Below are 19,403 nucleotides of genomic sequence, written 5' to 3'. Positions count from 1 at the left end.
CAGATGATCAGCACTTCCGGCTTAACCCTAAACTTCGGTAAAAAAATTCTTTTTGAAAACGTTTCGGTTAAATTTAAGGAGAACTGCCGCTACGGATTGATCGGCGCGAACGGGTCCGGTAAATCCACCTTTATGAAAATTCTCGCGGGTCTCGAACAAGCCGCAAACGGCGCGGTTTCCATCGACGCGGGCGTGAAGGTCGGATATTTAAAACAGGACCACTACGAGTTTGAAAACGAAACCGTGCTCAATACCGTAATCATGGGGAATAAGGAACTCTGGGAAGTTTCACAGGAAAGAGACGCGATCTACTCCAAACCGGAAATGTCGGACGAGGATGGGATGAGAGTTTCCGAATTGGAAGAAAAATACGGAGAACTCGGCGGTTACGAAGCGGAAAGCACCGCGGGAGAATTGCTCGAAGGTCTAGGAATTCCCACTCCAAGTCATACACAAACTCTTTCTTTTTTGACCGGAGGTTTTAAACTCCGCGTATTATTGGCTCAGGTTTTGTTTGAAAAACCGGAGGTTCTTCTTTTGGACGAGCCTACCAACCACTTGGATATCAAGACCATTCACTGGCTGGAAGAATTCTTAACGAACTATCGCGGCGTCGTCATCGTGATTTCGCACGACCGTCACTTTATCAATTCGATCGCGACTCATATCGCGGATTTGGACTATCAATCACTTACTGTTTATCCCGGAAACTACGACGATTATATGGAAGCCTCCACGATGGCTCGCGAACGACTTCTGGACGAAAACAAACGTAAGAAAGAAAAGATCGCCGAACTTCAGGACTTCGTAAACCGATTCAGCGCGAATGCGAGTAAATCGAAACAAGCGACTTCCAGACAAAAGCAGATCGAAAAAATCAAACTCGACGACGTTAAACCTTCTTCTCGGGTTTCTCCTTATATCCGTTTTAAAATCAAAAAACCTTTGGGCAAGGACGTGATTCTCGCGGAGAATATCTCCAAGTCCTATGATCGACCGATCTTCAAGGATTTTACGACAAACATCACGAAGGGTGAAAAGATCGCCATCATCGGAACCAACGGAGTCGGAAAAACTACGCTTCTAAAAACTCTTATGAAGCAACTCGAACCGGATTCCGGAAAAGTAATCATCGGAGATTCCGTAACCGCTTCCATCTTTCCCCAGGATCACAGGGAAGGAATTGTCGAAGACGCGGACACGATCGTGGAATGGCTTTATCGTTATGCGGATCCGGGCACCGAGATGGAGGAAATCCGCGCCATTTTAGGAAGAATGTTATTCAGCGGCGATATGGCTAAAAAACCGACGAGCGTACTTTCCGGAGGAGAAAAGTCTCGGATCATCATAGGAAGAATGATCATGACCGGAGACAATCTTCTCGCGCTCGACGAACCCACGAACCACTTGGACCTGGAGACGATCGAGGCTTTGAACTACGCGTTATCCGTCTTTGAAGGGACCGTGATCTTTGTATCGCACGACCGCGAGTTTGTTTCCTCTCTTGCTACCAGAGTGATTGAAGTTTCCACGGAAGGAATTCGGGACTTCAAAGGAAGTTACGAAGATTTTCTCGAAAGAGAAGGAGCGGAATTTTACAAACGATTGTCCGGCGGTCCCGTTCTCGCGGAAACCTGATCTAACCTTCAAATTTTTTACTTCTCAATCGATTCGATTTTCCGATCGGGGGATTACAAAGCCTATTTCGAAACACCGGAATAGGCTTTTTTATTTGTGCAAATTCTAAGCCTTCCGCAATAACACGCGACTTTTTCATTCTCTCGTTCCGTTAAATTGCAGACTTATAAATATTAATGCGACATGGATTCTGTTTAAAACTCATTTATAAATGCAGTAGCTTTTGTTTAAAATTTATTTACAATTCAATGAAGATAAAAAAGACGAAAACGATTATTAGGAATCGGTTGATAAGATCTTATTCGAATTGTCTAATCCTCTCTTTTTATCCTATTTGTACAAAATTGGAATAAGAATTAAACAATAATGAATTCGAAGCCTTCAACCGCAGCGGACAAAACAAAACAAACTCGATCATACCTTTTAAAAACAAAAACAAATAAAAAGGGAATTCATCAAATTGCATATAGAATCGGTTTGATTGCGTCATTTTTCTTTTTATGCGTTTTTCTTTTCACGATCTCTTTGACGGAATTGAAAGCCCAAGTGGAACTCGGAACCTTAAAGATGGAAAATCCAGCCCGAGATTATTCGATGAACGGAAGCTGGTATTTTAAGGCCTTGGACGAGGTTTCCTATTCCGGTTCCGATTATTTTCACACTCACTGGAATCTCTTCGAAGTCGCAAAGAGTTGGCATTTGGAAGGATACGACTACGACGGCGTCGGATGGTTTCGAATGAATTTTATTCTTTCACCCGAATACGAAGGTAAGAATCTCGCGGTCATGATTCCTTATATCGAAAACGCGCATGAATTTTTTCTGAACGGACGTCTGATCGGAAAGAAGGGAGAAATTTCGAAGAACGGAAATCTCGTCGCATCGGATACGAGAAACGACGTTTACACGATCGATTCTTCCCTCGTAAAAATCGGAATTCCAAACGTGATTTCGGTCAGAGTGAGAAGCGCCGGAGGATTGGGAGGTTTTGCTCTAACCGATTTTTATATCGGTTTGGAAGAGAATATAAGGAAACGATTCAATCTTCATCTGATCTGGGCTTCGATCCTGTTCGGCTTTTTTGCCTTCAGCGGCCTTTATCACATTCTATTTTATTCGGTTAGAAAGACCGAAAGACATTATCTTTACTTTGGGATTCTTTGTCTTCTCGGAGGGATACAAACGTTAGGATATAGAACGCTTACGTATTGGTTTTATAACGACGCGTGGTTGAATCAATTTTTAAACGGGACTGGAATTATTCTTTTTTCAGTTTTTATGATTCTATTCTTTCATAATTTTTTTAAATCCGATCTTTCATTTCTTTCCGGGCTTTTTATCGCCTTTGCGTCGGTGATCTATGCGTGTTTCATTCTGTCTTATATTCCCATTTTTTTCGGAAAGAACGAGTATTCCTTTATCGGACTTTTCTGGAGGAATCTGCTTCCGCTTTCTATAGTAAATATTTTCTTTTCGATATTTCACGGCTTGTATCATACGATTCGGAATTTGAATAAGAATCGATACGAGAGCAAGGTTTTACTGGCGGGTTTTTTTATACTTCTGATTTCTCTTTTGCACGGTTTCTTTTCTTATATGGGTTATACAAATCAGAATTCCTTTATGGAGTTGGGATTTTTGCTGTTTTTATTTTCGATCGCATTTTCTCTTTCGATCCGTTTTTCGCAGATACATTCTAAAACCGAAACTCTCAACGAACAATTATACAATAAGAATGAAGAATTAACGAAACTTTACACTTCTTACGCGCGTTTTGTTCCGAAGGAGTTTTTAAACAACTTAGGAAAACACTCCATATTGGAAGTAAGTTTAGGGGATCAGATCGAAAAGGAGATGTCGGTTATGTTTTCGGATATCCGCTCTTTTACTCAACTTTCGGAAAAAATGACCCCGGAGGAAAATTTTAATTTTCTCAATTCTTATCTCAAAAGAATGAATCCGATCATTCAGTCCCATTCCGGATATATAGATAAGTATCTCGGCGACGGGATTATGGCGCTGTTTCAGGAAAGCCCGGAAAATGCGGTAGATGCCGCGATAGAAATGCAGAATTATCTGAACACGTACAACGAACACCGCCTTAAATCCAATTATATGCCGATTACGATCGGAATCGGAATCCATTACGGAAAGATGATGTTGGGAACGATCGGGAGCGATGAGAGGATGGAAGGGACCGTGATTTCGGATGCGGTTAACGTTTCTTCAAGAATCGAAGGTTTAACGAAAATTTACGGTTCTAAGATCATAATCAGCGAACAAACGATGTACAGGCTTCCCGATCCGGATAAATACAATTATCGCTTATTGGATACGATCACGGTAAAGGGGAAAAGCGATCATCTTTGTGTGTATGAAATCGTGGACGGTTCGGAACCTTCGCTCTTGGAATTAAAATTATACACAAAACCTATTTTTGAAAAAGCCGTCCTCGAATATATGAAGCAGAATTATGAAAGCTGCATAGAATACATGAGAAAAGTACAGGAGATCAATGTCGATGACAGAGCCACTCATCTGTATATTCTACGCTGTGAACAGGCGATCAATCAAGGCGCAAGACACAGTTGGAATAACGTAGTCTAATCGGATCGAACTTCTTTTTTTAGAAAGTTGTCGATAGGATTGAAATTAAATTTAGAGATTCGAATCAAAAGTTTGATTCTTGGTTTTTTTAGATCTTGTTGATTTATAACTCGAATTTAAATTTTATCCTGCGATTTATTATTGATCGAAATTGTTTTTATCTGAGGATTTTCTTTTTCGTAAAAAGATACTGAATTTATTGAATACAATTCTGTAAAATAAATTCAAAAAATCGAATATTTTGAATGCGCTTTGGAACCGTAGTTTATGGGGAGAAAGAAAACTTCTTGCCCGAAAATTATTTTAGGAGCATTTTATGCTTATGTCAGCGTTAGTTCAAAAAGTTCCCACACGTCTGGGAGAGGTCTTAGGTCAGGATGGTACGGTAGAATTTGTGGATTTTCTGAATCATTCCTTTGGAAACAGTCAAACGAATACGATCGAAATCGCTAAGGATCGATTTGGTAGTATTCTCAAGGAAGAGACAAATCAAATTCGTTTGGAAATGTCGAGTCTGCGCTCGGACTTTTCGGATCTTCGAGCAGATTTCGCCGATCATCGATCGGAAATGAAATCCGAAATTGCAGAGATTCACAAGGCGATTGCTACTCAAACGAAATGGGTCTTCGGAGCGATTATCGGATTGATCGGAGCATTTGCGATCATCATAAAATTCTAATGTATCAATCGATCAGATTGGATTGGTTTTTAAAAAGGAAAGAAGCTGTTGAAGGGCTTCTTTTCTATGCGAAACCCGGTTTTTTTCAGAGTCCGGAACCTGTGAAAAAGGTTTTTGGAATCCGGGGAAAATAAAAATCGGATCATAGCCGAATCCGTAAATACCGCTCGTGTCGTATTCTTCCGAAATCCTCCCCTTGCACTTTCCTTCAAACGTTCTTTCCGTAGTTCCGTCCACATACGCGATGACACACGTATAGTGCGCGTTTCGGTCCGGATTCCCTTTTAATTTTTCCAGAAGGAGAAGGACCCTCCCTTTGTCGTCGAGTCCTTCCCCTCCGAATCTTGCGGAATGAACGCCCGGCGCCCCATCGAGCGCGGAGACACAAATTCCAGAATCGTCCGCAATCGAAGGAAGTCGCGTTAGACGAAATAGCTCTCTCGCTTTGATGAGAGCGTTTTCGGAAAAAGTGGAGCCGGTTTCATCCGCGGCAAAAGCAACGTTCAGATCCTTTGGCGTAAGAATCTGAACTCCGAGCTCTCCGAGGATCGAGCCGACTTCCTTTACTTTGTGCGCGTTGTTTGTGGCGAGAGCAAGCTGCTTCAAATAGCGAATTAACGGTTTAGTTTGAATTCGTCAAAAGCGTCTTCAATGTTCGGGACTACTTTGAAAACTTTATCTAACATCGTAATTTCGAAAAGTTGCAAAAGGTCTTCGTCGTTGACCACGATGATGATATCGCCTTCTGCACTTTTGAATTTCTTTTTGTAGGAGACAATGATGCCTAACGCGGTCGAGCAGATATGGCTGACTTCGGTAAGATCGATGATGATCTTCGGGCTAGGGTCAAAGTTGTGTTCACTCAGGTTTCGGTCTAATTCTTCACTATCGGATTGAAGAATCGATCCGGCAATTTTAATGATGTGAATATCGTCTTGTACGGTTATTTCCATGGGTGTCCCGTTACTTCTGTGGCTGTTTGATTTCGGTTTTTCAACTAAAAAACTAAACCGGAACGGGATTTTTGACGCGTTTTTTTCTAATTCTGTCGTTTTCTATGTCACTTGATGGAGAATCGGAGATTCTCTTCTTCCAAACCTTCGTCTTCACAGTTTTTTATCAGATTATCGAATGAAAAAGGAACTCTGGAAGAATTGAAAGGTCTCCGATTCTTTCGAATTTGAGAACGCTGATTCCTTTCACTTAAAAGGGAGCGCCCTTTTCAAAATAAAAGAGAAGAATTTTCCTAAATCTATGATTTTATCCTCGAAACCATTCAAGTCGGTTGGAGCAAATGATGTTAAAGAAAATCGGATTTATAACAGTTGGAATTTTATTCTTACTAATTTTGTCTTATTGGGTCGGACAAGGACCCCGAGTGGCGATTCCGAAAGATACAAAACCCGGAGAAGAATTCGTTTTTCCGGACGAAGAAAAAACAACTCAAGAAACGCTCGCACTTTTGATCTCCTCTCTGAAAGAAAAATATCCGCAAGGCTCCGAAGCTAAGAGGGACGCGCACCCTTTCGCTCACGGTTGTGTGAAAGGTTCTTTTGCGGTTTCTTCGGATGTTCCGGAGGAACTCAGATTTGGTATATTCAATTCTTCTAAAACGTATCCGGTTTGGATCCGATTTTCCAACGGCTCGATCACTAAAAAGGCGGACTTTGAAGGAGACATCCGAGGAATGGGGATCAAATTAATGGGAGTGGACGGCCCTAAATTGGCGGAGGATGAAAAAAGAACACAGGATTTTCTTCTGATCAATCACCCCGTTTTGCCCGCGGGTGCGCCTGACGAATATCTTTCCCTATTCAAAGCCGCTTTCGCGAAGAAGCCGATGTCTTATTTTTTCGGCGGTTTACCCTGGAATTGGAAGCTCACCGCTTTGAAAGAATCCGTTTCGATCCGTAGAAAAAAAATTCCGGACGTATTGGAGATTCGTTATTGGAGTACGACTCCTTATCGCTTGGGAAAAGAATCCGTTGCGGTTAAATATTCGGCGAGACCTTGTGAAACTAAGGAACTTCCGGTTCCGGAATCTCCTTCCGAAAATTATCTCCGTCAAACGATGATTTCCCATCTTAAGGAAAAGTCCGCGTGTTTTGAATTTATGATTCAAAAACAAGGGAATCCGATTTCCATGCCCGTCGAAGATCCTGCCGTTCAATGGAACGAAACCGATTCTCCTTTTGTTTCCGTCGCAAAAATCGAAATTCCGGTTCAAGAGTTTGCGACCTCCGAACAGGATCGATTCTGCGAAAACCTTTCTTTTAATCCTTGGCATAGTTTACCGGAACATCGTCCGTTAGGCGGAATCAATCGCGTGAGAAAGCTCGCCTACGAAACGATTTCAAAATACAGAAGGGATCAAAACGGCGTCAAACCGTTCGAGCCGTCGAAGTGATTTTGTCGGGAGGAAACATAAGAATTTTATGAAAAACCGATATGATGATAACATTTCTTCCGTGAATACTCGGATCGTTAGCAATGGATTTCGCATTAGTAAAAACGCTTTTTTTGTTTTCCTTTTTCTTTTGAGCGTTTCTCTGTTTTCCCAAACTCAAGGCGGCTATTACAACCTCGTCTATTCTAAGTTGGGGTTGATCGGCTCGATCGAGTTTAACGGAATGCCCATTCTTTCCGAATCTAAAATGGACGACGTAAGCGGTCAGATCGATTTGAACGTTTGGATTCTTCCCGGAGTCAATAAGATCAAAGTCAAAGGTCTTAGAAAGAAAAAGGAAGACGTAGTTTCTCCTCGTATTAAAGCAATTCTTTACCTTGGACAAAGGGGACAATTTCCGGACGAAGGTCAAAAGATCGCGGCTTTCGAATGGGAGGAAGGAAAGGAAGCCCAAATGAAACTTCCTTTGGAAGAAGAGATCAGTTTTACTCCGGCCGAAATTCCCCCTTCGGATCTTTGGAATCTCGCCGAAGAAATTCAATTAACCGCGGATGATAAGGATAAGATTCAAAAACTTATCGCTGATTTATTCAACGGCTTTCAGAAAAAGGATGAAAAGAAACTTTTTCAGTTGATGGAGTTTCGAACCAAAGAATTTGCAAGAGCAAGATATATTTCGCCGGAAGACGAGATCAAAGATCTTAAGAAGGGAATTCAGGATATTTTGAAGAGCGTCGGAGGTAAGCTCGATAAACTTGAGTTAAACGATCTTCAATATCAATTGATCGCGAATAAGAAAGTTGTTTCAGTTTTTACGAAAACGGGGAAGAGTCCGATTGAAAGTAAGAAGATCGGATTTTCAGTCCCGCTCTTTTTATCAAAGATTCAAGGAGAATGGGTCCTTTCACGTTAGTTATTCTCGAATTATAGAACGAAGATTCTTTCGAGATCCATTGTTTGATAGAAATCTTGACAAGCTCTGCTTCGAATATAGTTTTCAGAAATGGACGCAAAGACACCGGTTCAACAAATTCTTGCCTGGTTTAGAAATTCCCTTACGATAAGAATTATCGGAATAGGAATTTTGGCGCTTTTACTTTTGATTCCTTCTTCCATGATTTCTTCCCTGATTCACGAAAGGGAACAAACTCGAAACGAAGCTGAAATAGAAGTCACCTCCAAATGGGGGGAATACCAAATCATAGGCGGTCCGCTGGTGTCCGTCCCTTTTTATGATACGATCCAAAATACGAACGGAGAAAACGAAAGAATTCTACGTTATGCGCACTTTCTTCCGGAGGATTTGGAGATTACAGGTTCGGTAAAACCCGAAAAAAGATACAGGGGAATCTATGTGGTTCCGTTGTATCAGGCCGATCTTGAAATTCGCGGAAGTTTTGCTCCTCTTAGTCAGCATTCGCTTCCGATTTCCAATAAGGATTTGTTATGGTCCGAAGCGTTTCTATCGCTCGGAATCAGCGACGTGAAGGGAATCCGCGAAAAGATCGAGATTCAAATCGGCGACGTAAAAAAGGAAATGGGTCCGGGGACAAGAACGGTCGACGTTTTTAATTCCGGAGTCAACGTTAAGTTGCCTTGGGATTCGACCCGCGCCAAAAAATTCTCCGCCAAACTCCTGTTTAACGGAAGCAAGGAATTGTATTTTTTACCGGTGGCCAAGGAAACCAAGGTCACTCTAAATTCTCCCTGGCAAACTCCGTCTTTTGAAGGGGACTTTTTACCCGGTTTCAGGGAAATTTCCGACTCAGGTTTTAAAGCGACTTGGAAAATTCTGGAATTGAATCGAAACTACCCTCAGGACTTCATAGGAATCGCCGAAACAAATCAGATTCAAAACTACAAGTTCGGAGTTCGTTTTCTTCTTCCCGTCGACGAATATCACAAGACCATTCGCTCCTCCAAATACAGCGAACTTTTTTTGCTCCTCACTTTTATAACCTATTTCTTTATCGAAGTGTATAAAAAAGTGAGATTGCATTTCATACAATATTTACTTTTGGGATTTGCCGTTTTACTTTTTTATATTCTGCTTCTATCCTTGACCGAACATGTTCCGTTTAACGTGTCTTATTGGATATCCAGTTCCATGATACTCGCTCTGGTAACGCTTTATTCGAGGGCGTTTTTTAGGGGAGAATCGGTGTTTCTCGTGGCAGGAGGAACCATTTTAGGATTTTATATTTTCTTTTTTACGCTGCTTCAGCTGGAAGACTTTGCGTTGCTCGTAGGAACGTTTGGGCTTTTCGTTTTACTCGCAGTCGCGATGTATTTCACCAGAAGTATTCAGGACTTGGAATCCGATGAAAATTCTAAATTATGAAAATGTAAAATTCTTATTTTGAATTTCATTTCTTAGAACGACCCTTTGAGATTCGGATTTTTCAACCGTAAAGAACCCGAAAGATCCGAATCTCGCCCGACTTAGTCGTCTACTTGATTTTCGTTTCATCGATTCGATAAAAGTTCTCCTCGACGTTCGAATCCGAATTCGGTTCCCAAAAAAAATCGTTTCCGACTTTTTTTGTTTCGGATTTTTCATACAACGGTTTCAAATTGACCTTGCTCATTTCGCTTTAACAAAAATTCTAAGGTTATGAAATATTTCCTTAGAGTTTCACTTCTTATCTTCTTCATTTCCTGTTCGGTGACTTCCCGCCAATCTAAACAGGTTCAACTCGGCAAACCGTTTTCTTTACAGAACTTGAGTCAGGACGTTAAAGGACCGATCGTCTTTCAAAAATTTACGGCTGCAGATTGGGAAGTGGAAAGAGCCGGCTTGATTCACTTAAAGGATCCGAAGGCCGCCGGTTTAAAGCCTGGGCCGGAACCGATTCAGATTTATTTTTACGTGATCGATCATCCGAAATTCGGAAGATACGTGATCGATACCGGTATTTCCAAGGAGTTTCGAAAAGATCCTAAGGAATGGCCCGTTTCTTCCATCGTAGCCTCCGCGATGAATACCGCCACTTTAAAGATTCGAATAACGGTTGATGAGTGGCTCAAAAAAGATCCTAAAAAAGTGGAAGGGATTTTTTTAACACACATGCATCTCGATCATATCATGGGAACCAAAGACTTCGCCTTCGGACTTCCAATCTACGTCGGCCCTAACGAATCGACCGGAAAACGATTCATCAACGCATTCGTACAGGGAACCACCGATAACGTGTTAGGCGAAAATCCGAATCTTTCGGAGCTTAAGTTTGAAGAAACGGAAAATTCTCCCGGCGCACTTGATTTTTTCGGAGATCAGTCGCTTCTTATCTTTCACTTGGAAGGTCATACCCGCGGGAGTCTTGCGTTTTTGATTAAGAGTTCCTCCGGAACGCAGTTGATCTTAGGAGATTCTTGCCATACGAGTTGGGGTTGGGAGAATCAAGTTCCTCCCGGAGATTTTACGGAGAATTTGGAGAAGAATGAAGAGGCCTTGGCTTTTTTGAAGAAGATCGCTTCGAAATTTCCGAAAATCCAAGTTCACCCCGGCCATCAAAGTATATCAGAAAATCCTAATTAACCGTTTTTAGAGGAATACACGAGGGAAATTAAATGCAGAAAATCGATCGTTCAAAGCCGGTGCTTGTCACCGGAGGAGCTGGTTATATCGCATCCTGGGTCATTCAATATTTATTGGAAGACGGTCTTTCCGTGAGAGCGACGGTAAGAGACAAAGGCGATTCTAAAAAGATTTCCCATCTTCTAAAACTCGGGGAAAGGTTTCCCGGTAAACTGGAATTTTTCGAAGCGGATCTTCTCAAAGAGGGTTCGTTCTTAAACGCGATTCAGGAGAAGGGAGGAGTGGAATTGATCATCCATACCGCTTCTCCGTTTGTGATCGACGGCGTCAAGGATCCTCAGAAAGAACTCGTGGAGCCTGCGTTGTTCGGAACAAAGAACGTTCTCTTGTCGGCAAATCAAAGTCCTTCCGTAAAAAGAATCGTTCTGACTTCGAGCGTTGCCGCGGTGATGGGAGATAACATCGACGCGGCCAATCGTACGGGTCATCGTCTTTCCGAAGAGGATTGGAACACCACGAGCAATCTTACTCATCAGCCTTATCCTTATTCTAAAACTCTTGCAGAAAGGGAGGCTTGGAAAATCGCCGAGGCGCAGAATCGATGGGATTTGATCGTGATCAATCCATCCTTTGTGATGGGGCCTTCTCTTTCCGAAAGAGCGGACGGTACGAGTGTGAACTTTATGCTTTCCATGATCAACGGTAAGTTTGCTCCCGGCGTTCCCGATATGACGATCGACTTTGTCGATGTGAGAGACGTCGCACGCGCTCATATCCTAGCGGGTTTTACTCCTTCCGCAAAGGGAAGGCATATCGTATCTTCGGAGACGTTGAAGTTCTTAGACGTAGCTAAGAAAATTCAGGAAAAATTCGGAAATCGCTTTCCTGTACCCAAAAAGGCGCTTCCGAAATTTATAACGTATTTAATTGGACCTTTTTTCGGACTTTCCTGGCCTTATATTTCGCGTAACGTGGGAATTTCTTTTGTTCTGGATCGTTCTTATAGCGAAAAAGATCTGGGGCTTGCGTATCGTCCGATTTCGGAAACGTTTGCGGAACACATCGAACAAATCGTCTCATCGAAGATGCTGACAAAGAAAGGCGGTTGACGCGTTAAGCTCCAAGATAAGCGGGTTACTATCGAATTTAAATCTCCCTTCTCTAATAAAAGGAAAGGGAGATTCAAACGATTTATCCATAGATTTCCGTTTCAAAAAAATACTAAAAAATTTCTGAAAAAGGAATTTTCAACAAGCGTCGCCGCCCGATAGGAACATGGTCTGAAGTTTGCCGCTTATGATTCTTGCAAATTCGTTAATATAACCGTCGTAGCCGTTGTGGTGAAGGATAAGAATCGGCGTCCCGTTTTCGTCCAGATCTAAGGCGTCGATAAAGTGATATTGTCCTCCGTAAAAAGTCAGCTCGTTCATAAGAATATCAAATTTTTCGAATATGATCTTTCCGGGTTCGTCTCCGTTGAACTCGTGAATCGCCGCATAATAGGACTTTTCTTCCGGATCCTTTTTGACCGCGTAGCGAACGAAAAGATATTTTTTTCCGGGAGAATCGATCGTATAAAAATCCCCTCTTTTTAAGAATTTAAGTTCCGCCTTATTGGGATGTTTCTTTTTAAAAATGGAATTTGCGGAAGCGTCCAAAATTTTGGAAACCTTTTCCGAAGGATTGTAACGATCCGCTTTGACTTTGTCGCCGATCTTGGATCCGAAAATTGCAAAGACGGAATCGTGATACGTATCTATTTTTCGAAACGCATTGAAATTTCCTTTGATTACTCTGTTCTCCTGACAACCCGTTGTTTCCTTTGTCTCCGGTAAAAATTCGCCGGCGACGTTCGAGCGTTCGTAGGCGGCGGCTTTTTCCTTGTCTTGGATTTTTTTCTTTTCCAGAAAGTAAGCCTCGGCGGAATAATCGCTCGCGGAAAACCATTGGTTTTTGATTCGAATGGCTAAAGATCGAAACCAGGATCCTTCCGAACCGGATTTTATGGAGCCGAAGAGTTTCGCATCCGATAACTCCTCCGGCTTTTTTTTACTGAGAAATTCGGAAGCCGCAAATCCTTTGGCGCCGGTTTTTGTTTTGATTTCCTGCCATTCTTCGAGTTGGGTATCTTCTTTGACCCAGACGCTTTCGCCCTTTTCCAATTGAAAGAGAATTTTTCCGTCTTTCGGTTTCTCTCTAACGTTAAGTTTTCCTTCGGAGGTGATGACGTATCGAAGCGAGAGTTTGTCCTCTGCGAAAACAAAATGGGAGGAAATTAAGAGAAGAATCGCTAACGCGTTTTTTAATAAAACAGACTGCGATTGTGAATGTGTTCTTTGCATTTGAAGAAACTGGATCTTAACCCTTTGTTTTCAAGAAATTATTTTTTGATTTTTGGTTCTTTGAGAATTATTTTGGTTCGTTCTGTGAGACGAAAAAACTTACGGAAGTAACGTAACGTTCTTCTTGCGTCGGTTCTACGAGTTGGGCGTTTATTAAGATTATCTTACGAAGTTATCTTTGACGTCTTCGGACTCTGTTTCGGTTGTAGAGAATACGATCCCGCGAGGGATCGATGCGTGGTCAAGTTATTGATCCTTTCCGAGGATATATTTTATTTCAGATAAGCACAATAACTTGACCGAAGCGGAGAGCCCGACCCTGCGCGTTTTCGGAATCAATCGATTTTCCATAAGGATCTGAAATTGAGCGGAATCGTTTTTCTAAAATCTGCGCAGGGGCGCGGCCAAATTATTTAAAGATAAGATTTGCGGAAGTTCCTTTGCCTTTTTCGCTTTCCAGCCAAAAATCCGCATCGGTTAATTTTGCGAAGTCTCTACAGAGTTTGATCCCCAATCCCGCTCCACCTTCGTTGAGAGTTCCTTGAGAAGTGAACGATTCTTTAGATAGGATTTTTGCAAGTTCGTCCGTCGACATTCCGATTCCTTCGTCAAAAACGGATATTAGATATTTATTATTTTCTTTTCTTTCGGCCTTGAATGTGATAGTCCCCCCAGGATTTGAAAACTTGAGAGCATTCACGAATAAGTTACGGAGGATAACTTTGAATATTTCTTTGTCCGTGAAAATTTTTACGGTTTCGTCTAACTCGGTTTCGACTTTTATGGATTTGAGTTTCAAGTAGTCGTTGTAGAGGGCTATCAATTCTTGAACGGTTTCCATCGGCGAAAAGGTAGTTTTGCTTATGGAAATGCTCTTCGCGTTCGCTTTCACCCAATTCAAAGTGTTGTCGATCAAATCGATCGTTAGATAGGTCTGTATGTTCAGTTTCGATAAATACGGATAAAGATCCGTAGCGGATAAATCCTCGTTTTTAAAAAGAGAGATCAGAGAAATGATCTGAATCAGAGGCGTTCTCAGATCGTGTGCGAGGATGGACAGCAGTTGTGTTTTTGTGGAATTTGTGCGCGTGAGTTCTATATTAAGTTTTTCTAAATCGTCTATGTCCTGAAATACTACCGCGTTTAATTCTCCGAATTCCGCGCTTCGAACGTGAAACCATCTTTCTCCGTTCGTTTTAGTCAGAATTTTCGCCTTTATCGAAGCGTTGAGCTTTCCGCTTATTCTTCCATGGTCGACTTCAGAGAACCAATCGTTTCGGACGGACCTTCTGTAAGTTTCCTCGGGATAAGCCTTTGCGAACCAGTCTTCGAGAGTCGGTATGTCTTGGATTCTGTAACCGATTGTTTCTCGAAAACTTCGATTGAGATAGAGGGTTTGGAACCGATCTTCTTTGATTTGAGATAGTAATACTGGACAGGGAATGAATTCTACAAATCTTATCTTATCTCCGACATTGTCTAAGGCTTCCTGTATCAATTCCATCTTTTAAAATCCGCTTTAGATCCGGAAAAAATTCCAAATCCGCCTAATATAAAGAATATCTAATAGTATACTGCATCAAAGGATTCTCCAATTAAAAAATTATTTCGATTCCTAAAAACGGATCGGGCTTTGTGTCAAAAGTCTGTCAGGAATATTCAATAAGCATACTTTACTTTCCGGCCGAGATTCGAACTTTCGCGTTTGTATGTGAGTCTTCACTCGCCTTTTCGGCGTTTGGTTCTGTTATATTCAGAAAAATGAATATAATATAAATGGTTTTGCCCTCCGTTTTTTTGGCGTTTGAGTCCCGTGTTCTTTCGGTTTTGGACCGAAACACGAGGAGGTCTTTGGGTTTTTCGGAGCCGGTTCGGTTTATTTTTTCAATTTGGAAAAAAGAATTCTTTGTAAGCGGAATATAAGTGAGTTTTGAAACTCGTCGGTTAGTATCCTTTTTTAAGTGAAGACCTCCGATTTGGAGGAAAGCCGAATAAACAAAAGGTGAAACTTATGAAGAGAATTTTATCAATTCTCATCCTCTCTCTTTTTTGGGGAACGATGGGAAATCTTTATGCAAGTCGAGGGGCCGTCGCGGAAAATCCGATCGACGTTTTCGAAAAATCTTTCGAAAACAAGGTTCTTTCCATTCAAAGAAAAACGCAGGTAAACGCGAATCTTCCTGTTCACAGGGCTCTTTTTTACGGAACTCACAATTCGTATAACAGCAAGTCCTATGCGGGACCTTTTTTCTCTTACGCTTTTCCGAATCAAAAGTATTCGATCGGAGAACAGCTTCGTTTGGGAGCTCGTTTTATCGAATTGGACGTTCATTGGACCTTGGGAACTCACGCTCGTAAGGAGCTTCTTCTTTGTCACGGTCAAGATAACCACGTAGGTTGTAACGTTTTTGATCGCCCTTTCTACAAAGGCCTGGAGGAAGTTCGTAATTGGATTTCCAACTCCTCGAACCGCAACGAAGTCCTCGTTCTTTACGTGGAAGATAAGTTCGACGGACATTCTTCGGAAGCGCTTCAAACTCTCAAAGATTATCTGGATCCTTGGCTTTATCGTTATTCAGGAAGTTGTTCCGATGTTCCGTCGCCGGAGAATATGCCGAAGTTAGGCGACATGGTCGCTTCCAACAAACGAATTCTTCTAATGAGCAACGGCTGTTACGATTCTCAGTGGAGCGGCTATTTTAAAAAAATATTCTTCGGAGGTTCGACCGGAAGCCCCAAAGAATTCAAAGGTTATCCCGATTGCAATTATTCGAGAACCACTTACAATTCTACGATGGTTCGTTTTTTTAACGATACCACTAACTACTTCGGCTTTTATGACGGAGTCAAAGAAAGCGGTTCTTTTACCGATGCGAACATTCAATCTATGTTGGCTTGCGAGGTAAACGTATTCGGTATCGATCAATTCGATCCCGACTTTGCGAAAAAGGCGATCTGGTCTTGGAATTCTTCCGAGCCGAACAACTGGGCCGGGAACGAACACTGCGCGGTAGTATGGTCCAACGGAAGATGGAATGACCTCAATTGTTCTTCCTGGAATCGTTTCTCTTGTAAGGATTCTTCCGGGAACTGGTATGTTACCGTAGGCGGAGGTGCTTGGTCTTCCGGAAATTCACAGTGTTCTTCGGAGACGGGAGGACGATATAAATTCTCCGCACCTTTAACTCCGTATGAAAACAGAAAACTCTTAGAGGTTAAGAATTCGATCGGAGCCGGCGATCTTTGGATCAATCTTACGGATCAATCCTCGGAAGGAAACTGGCTTTTAGGGAATTGATTCATTCCTTAAAGAACTCTTTTAAAATCTCCTGGGACGGATTTACTTCCGTCCCTTTTTTTTATCATGATAAGAATTCTGTTTTTCCGTTCGAAGCGGCTCTTTTCTGTTTTACTTCAATTCTTTTTTTCACACTTCGACTTTGTCGGAACTCCGACAAAACCTCCGTTTTTAGATTGAAATATCTTTTTACAGTCGAACTCCTTCGATCTCTTTTGTTTTCAGGAGCGGAATCAAGGGTAAAATTCATTTCCGATTAATATGTCTTCCGAGTTTAGGAGGTTTTTGCGGAGACGTTCCTTTAATGAAGAATCGGAAGGCGTTGTAAATAATTGATTTATAAGAACAAAAATGGATGGAATTTTCCTATTTTTGTGACAGCCTAATCACCTGAATTTCTAAGAATCCAAGCGAAACGGATTTTCAAACAAATCGATGCTGCCAAACACAATCCAAACCAAGGAGGAAACTTTACGTCGCTTTAACAGGGAACTTATGTCCTTAGCTAAAAACCCTGTTCTTGACAAGGGCGATTTGACTCCCGCGTTACACGTTCTTACGGAATCGATTTCAAGAGCCTTGGATTGCGAGCGCTGCAGCATCTGGTTTTACAGCGAGACAAAAACTTCCATTCAATGTCTCGATCTTTTCATCCTCTCCGAAAACTCCCATAATTCCGGAATGGAGCTTTTTCAAAAAGATTATCCGCGTTATTTCGAAGTCCTCAAAGACGAAAGATTGATCGTCGCCGACGACGCGGTCCGCGACGAGTCCACCAGAGAATTCGCTCCGAACTATCTGATCCCATTGAACATTCTTTCCATGTTGGACGCTCCCATTCTTATGGACGGAAAACTTCTCGGAATCATCTGCAACGAACACGTGGGCAAGCGTCATTCCTGGACGCTGGAGGAACAAACTTTTGTTGGTTCGCTTTCGGATATGATTCCAAGGATCTTTCAAGCCGTGGAAAGAAAGAAGGCGCAAGAAGAATTAAAAAAAGCGAATGAACGTCTGGAATATACGGTAAGAACCCGGACTAGAATCATTCTCAGTCAAAAAGAAGAGCTCGAACATCAGATCAAGATGGCTAAAAAAATACAAGGAGCACTGCTTCCGGCGACTCTTCCTAAATCCGAATATCTCGATCTGCAATTTCTTTACGAACCGATGATGGAACTCGGAGGAGACTTTGTGGACTTTCTCTACGACGAGGAGAATTTTACGCTCGGTTTTTTTATATGCGACGTTTCCGGTCACGGTGTTTCGGCCGCCTTGCTCGCTTCGATGGTGAAGATGTCTTATTCCAATTGGGGGTCGTTTATTCAAAATCCGGAATATGGCGTCGCTCATATCTACGAATCCCTGGCGGGAAAATTTGCTGGTCATTTTATCACCGCGATTCTCGGGACATTGAACGTTAAAACAGGAGAGGGAAGGATGACTAACGCGGGACACTGTCCTCCCGTATTGTTGAGCAGAGGAAAGAAACCTCAAGTCTTCCATCAGACGGGCGCCCTGCTTACGGATTTGATCCCTTTAAAACTGGAGACGGTCCCGTTTCGGTTGGATCGGGGAGATCGTTTGGTTCTTTACACGGACGGGATCATAGAAGCCTTTAATACAAACCGGGAGATGTTTTCCGAGGAACGTCTGCTTTCCAATTTGGATTCTTCCGAAAACGAAACGCTCGAAGAACTTTGTCACAAAGTTTTTTCCGAAGTGAATCGTTTTATGGGAGTCGCACACGAAGGTTTTTCGGACGATCTCACGCTGCTTGTCTTAGAAAGAAAATAATTCTTTGTTAAACGAATTCTTCTTAATATAAGAACCTTTCCCAAAACTGGGACAGAACCTTGCAGCTTGATCTTTCCGACAAAATAAAATAAGGTTTTGGGACGCGCTGTAAAGACAAATTTTCGAAATTATATGCCATTTTCATGAAATAAATTGTCAAAAATCAAAAGCAAAAGAAAAGTGTAACGCTACTTTTTATCGGAGACTTAGTAACGTATGAAAATCGCACCGAACTATTCCATTCTTCTTGCGGAAGACGACGAAAGCAACGCGGAACTTCTCATCCGTCATTTGGAAAGATATAACTTCGAGGTGGATCACGTTGTGGACGGAGTCGCCGCGGAAATCAAACTGAGAAAACAACGTTATGATCTGATAATCACCGATAATAAAATGCCGAAACAAAGCGGACTCGGTCTTTTGGAAAGGATCCCCGAAGTCAATCGACTAACGCCGATTATCTTTTTAACCGTGAGCAACGAGAAGGAAACGATATTGCAGGCGGTTCATAATAAAAATCTCATCGCATATCTATTAAAGCCGGTGGATACAAAAATCCTAGTCGAAAAAATCTGCCAAGGTCTGAATCTAAACGTGAATTCGCTTATCGACAAAAAGGCGTATCCTTTTGAAATGCATCCTTTTACGAGCTCAAGTCACGGAGTCGGGATCGAGTTGAAAGGTTGTCCTTTCGGTAAAACTCTTGAAAAGCTGGTTCAGGAAGTTTCCTTCTTTTTGAAGGAACTCCCGAGTTTGAGAAGCATCGTGATCAAAGTGAATCCCGAATTTTATTATTATAAGAATGGAGAACAACTGCTTTCCAATCTCAGAGATCGTCTCGCCATCAAATATGAAATCAAGAAGGAAGATATCAGCATTCAAAACGAATGATCTTTTTTTAATCTTTTGCGTTTTGTCGAGGCGATCGGGGTAAAAGACTTTGATCCTTTTCGGATTACTTGAGAGATTTCAGATTCTCTTTTCGAGAAAGGTTTCCATTTTTTTAATAAGAAGTCGAAAAATTCTTATTAAAAAAATTGGAACCTGGGTTTGCCCTTTTGGTCTGAGGATTAGAAAATGGGAGGAATCCAATGAAA

15 protein-coding genes are annotated in these 19,403 nt (G+C 41.9%); 11 read left to right on the top strand and 4 right to left on the bottom strand.

Annotation, left to right across the window (positions count from 1 at the left end):
• Positions 1 to 3: 3 nt before the first annotated feature.
• The 3 genes from CH376_RS15285 to CH376_RS15275 all read left to right on the top strand — a co-directional run bounded on the left by CH376_RS15285 (position 4) and on the right by CH376_RS15275 (position 4,924).
• Positions 4 to 1,638 (top strand): ABC-F family ATPase, encoded by a 1,635-nt coding sequence (locus CH376_RS15285; protein ID WP_100785065.1) that lies wholly within the window; start codon positions 4 to 6, stop codon positions 1,636 to 1,638.
• A gap of 366 nt (positions 1,639 to 2,004) precedes the next feature.
• Positions 2,005 to 4,245 carry an adenylate/guanylate cyclase domain-containing protein gene (locus tag CH376_RS15280; protein WP_100785066.1) on the top strand — a complete coding sequence of 747 codons (2,241 nt, stop codon included), beginning with the start codon at positions 2,005 to 2,007 and terminating at the stop codon, positions 4,243 to 4,245.
• A 322-nt stretch (positions 4,246 to 4,567) separates the two neighbouring features.
• The gene (locus CH376_RS15275; protein WP_100785067.1) at positions 4,568 to 4,924 is read left to right on the top strand and encodes an LA_3696 family protein; all 357 of its coding nucleotides are present in this window, start codon (positions 4,568 to 4,570) and stop codon (positions 4,922 to 4,924) included.
• Between the two features lie 12 nt (positions 4,925 to 4,936).
• On the opposite strand, the gene rdgB is transcribed toward CH376_RS15275, so the two are convergent.
• Together rdgB and CH376_RS15265 are read right to left on the bottom strand one after the other, a co-directional pair.
• Positions 4,937 to 5,530: an RdgB/HAM1 family non-canonical purine NTP pyrophosphatase gene (gene rdgB / locus CH376_RS15270; protein WP_100785068.1), complete on the bottom strand. Its 594-nt coding sequence runs from the start codon at positions 5,528 to 5,530 to the stop codon at positions 4,937 to 4,939.
• Positions 5,531 to 5,538: 8 nt separating this feature from the next.
• Positions 5,539 to 5,877 (bottom strand): STAS domain-containing protein, encoded by a 339-nt coding sequence (locus CH376_RS15265; RefSeq protein WP_069606120.1) that lies wholly within the window; start codon positions 5,875 to 5,877, stop codon positions 5,539 to 5,541.
• 344 nt (positions 5,878 to 6,221) lie between these two features.
• On the opposite strand from CH376_RS15265, the gene CH376_RS15260 reads away from it, so the two are divergent.
• From CH376_RS15260 to CH376_RS15240, 5 genes are all read left to right on the top strand, one after another.
• Positions 6,222 to 7,331, top strand: coding sequence for a catalase family protein (locus CH376_RS15260; protein ID WP_100785069.1), 1,110 nt, complete (start codon positions 6,222 to 6,224; stop codon positions 7,329 to 7,331).
• Positions 7,332 to 7,359: 28 nt separating this feature from the next.
• Positions 7,360 to 8,244 (top strand): hypothetical protein, encoded by an 885-nt coding sequence (locus CH376_RS15255; RefSeq protein ID WP_420843558.1) that lies wholly within the window; start codon positions 7,360 to 7,362, stop codon positions 8,242 to 8,244.
• Between the two features lie 90 nt (positions 8,245 to 8,334).
• On the top strand, positions 8,335 to 9,672 hold the full coding sequence (gene creD, locus CH376_RS15250; RefSeq protein ID WP_100785070.1) for a cell envelope integrity protein CreD: 1,338 nt from the start codon (positions 8,335 to 8,337) through the stop codon (positions 9,670 to 9,672).
• Positions 9,673 to 9,945: 273 nt separating this feature from the next.
• Positions 9,946 to 10,869 (top strand): MBL fold metallo-hydrolase, encoded by a 924-nt coding sequence (locus CH376_RS15245; RefSeq protein WP_100785071.1) that lies wholly within the window; start codon positions 9,946 to 9,948, stop codon positions 10,867 to 10,869.
• Between the two features lie 32 nt (positions 10,870 to 10,901).
• A complete protein-coding gene (locus tag CH376_RS15240) occupies positions 10,902 to 11,978 on the top strand; it encodes an NAD-dependent epimerase/dehydratase family protein (protein WP_100785072.1) in 1,077 nt (358 codons plus the stop codon).
• Between the two features lie 138 nt (positions 11,979 to 12,116).
• Here the strand turns inward: CH376_RS15240 and CH376_RS15235 are convergent, their stop codons facing one another.
• Both CH376_RS15235 and CH376_RS15230 read right to left on the bottom strand, forming a co-directional pair.
• Complete coding sequence (locus tag CH376_RS15235; RefSeq protein WP_100785073.1) at positions 12,117 to 13,211, bottom strand: SH3 domain-containing protein; 1,095 nt, start codon at positions 13,209 to 13,211, stop codon at positions 12,117 to 12,119.
• Between the two features lie 409 nt (positions 13,212 to 13,620).
• Positions 13,621 to 14,715, bottom strand: coding sequence for a sensor histidine kinase (locus tag CH376_RS15230; RefSeq protein ID WP_100785074.1), 1,095 nt, complete (start codon positions 14,713 to 14,715; stop codon positions 13,621 to 13,623).
• 507 nt (positions 14,716 to 15,222) lie between these two features.
• On the opposite strand from CH376_RS15230, the gene CH376_RS15225 reads away from it, so the two are divergent.
• From CH376_RS15225 to CH376_RS15210, 3 genes are all read left to right on the top strand, one after another.
• The gene (locus CH376_RS15225) at positions 15,223 to 16,509 is read left to right on the top strand and encodes a phosphoinositide-specific phospholipase C-related protein (RefSeq protein WP_100785075.1); all 1,287 of its coding nucleotides are present in this window, start codon (positions 15,223 to 15,225) and stop codon (positions 16,507 to 16,509) included.
• 495 nt (positions 16,510 to 17,004) lie between these two features.
• A complete protein-coding gene (locus CH376_RS15215; RefSeq protein ID WP_165781726.1) occupies positions 17,005 to 18,306 on the top strand; it encodes a GAF domain-containing SpoIIE family protein phosphatase in 1,302 nt (433 codons plus the stop codon).
• A gap of 216 nt (positions 18,307 to 18,522) precedes the next feature.
• Positions 18,523 to 19,197: a response regulator transcription factor gene (locus tag CH376_RS15210; RefSeq protein ID WP_100785078.1), complete on the top strand. Its 675-nt coding sequence runs from the start codon at positions 18,523 to 18,525 to the stop codon at positions 19,195 to 19,197.
• Positions 19,198 to 19,403 lie beyond the last annotated feature (206 nt).

It is taken from the genome of Leptospira adleri, assembly GCF_002811985.1.
Lineage (GTDB): Bacteria > Spirochaetota > Leptospiria > Leptospirales > Leptospiraceae > Leptospira > Leptospira adleri.
This window is presented reverse-complemented; position numbering and strand designations above follow the sequence as displayed.

Bases quoted from the DNA above. Each gene is read 5' to 3' on its own strand.
- CH376_RS15285 (WP_100785065.1), top strand. From the start codon at position 4: ATGATCAGCACTTCCGGCTTAACCCTAAACTTCGGTAAAAAAATTCTT.
- CH376_RS15280 (WP_100785066.1), top strand. From the start codon at position 2,005: ATGAATTCGAAGCCTTCAACCGCAGCGGACAAAACAAAACAAACTCGA.
- CH376_RS15275 (WP_100785067.1), top strand. From the start codon at position 4,568: ATGTCAGCGTTAGTTCAAAAAGTTCCCACACGTCTGGGAGAGGTCTTA.
- CH376_RS15265 (WP_069606120.1), bottom strand. From the start codon at position 5,877: ATGGAAATAACCGTACAAGACGATATTCACATCATTAAAATTGCCGGA.
- CH376_RS15260 (WP_100785069.1), top strand. From the start codon at position 6,222: ATGTTAAAGAAAATCGGATTTATAACAGTTGGAATTTTATTCTTACTA.
- CH376_RS15255 (WP_420843558.1), top strand. From the start codon at position 7,360: ATGAAAAACCGATATGATGATAACATTTCTTCCGTGAATACTCGGATC.
- creD (WP_100785070.1), top strand. From the start codon at position 8,335: ATGGACGCAAAGACACCGGTTCAACAAATTCTTGCCTGGTTTAGAAAT.
- CH376_RS15245 (WP_100785071.1), top strand. From the start codon at position 9,946: ATGAAATATTTCCTTAGAGTTTCACTTCTTATCTTCTTCATTTCCTGT.
- CH376_RS15240 (WP_100785072.1), top strand. From the start codon at position 10,902: ATGCAGAAAATCGATCGTTCAAAGCCGGTGCTTGTCACCGGAGGAGCT.
- CH376_RS15235 (WP_100785073.1), bottom strand. From the start codon at position 13,211: ATGCAAAGAACACATTCACAATCGCAGTCTGTTTTATTAAAAAACGCG.
- CH376_RS15230 (WP_100785074.1), bottom strand. From the start codon at position 14,715: ATGGAATTGATACAGGAAGCCTTAGACAATGTCGGAGATAAGATAAGA.
- CH376_RS15225 (WP_100785075.1), top strand. From the start codon at position 15,223: ATGAAGAGAATTTTATCAATTCTCATCCTCTCTCTTTTTTGGGGAACG.
- CH376_RS15215 (WP_165781726.1), top strand. From the start codon at position 17,005: ATGTCCTTAGCTAAAAACCCTGTTCTTGACAAGGGCGATTTGACTCCC.
- CH376_RS15210 (WP_100785078.1), top strand. From the start codon at position 18,523: ATGAAAATCGCACCGAACTATTCCATTCTTCTTGCGGAAGACGACGAA.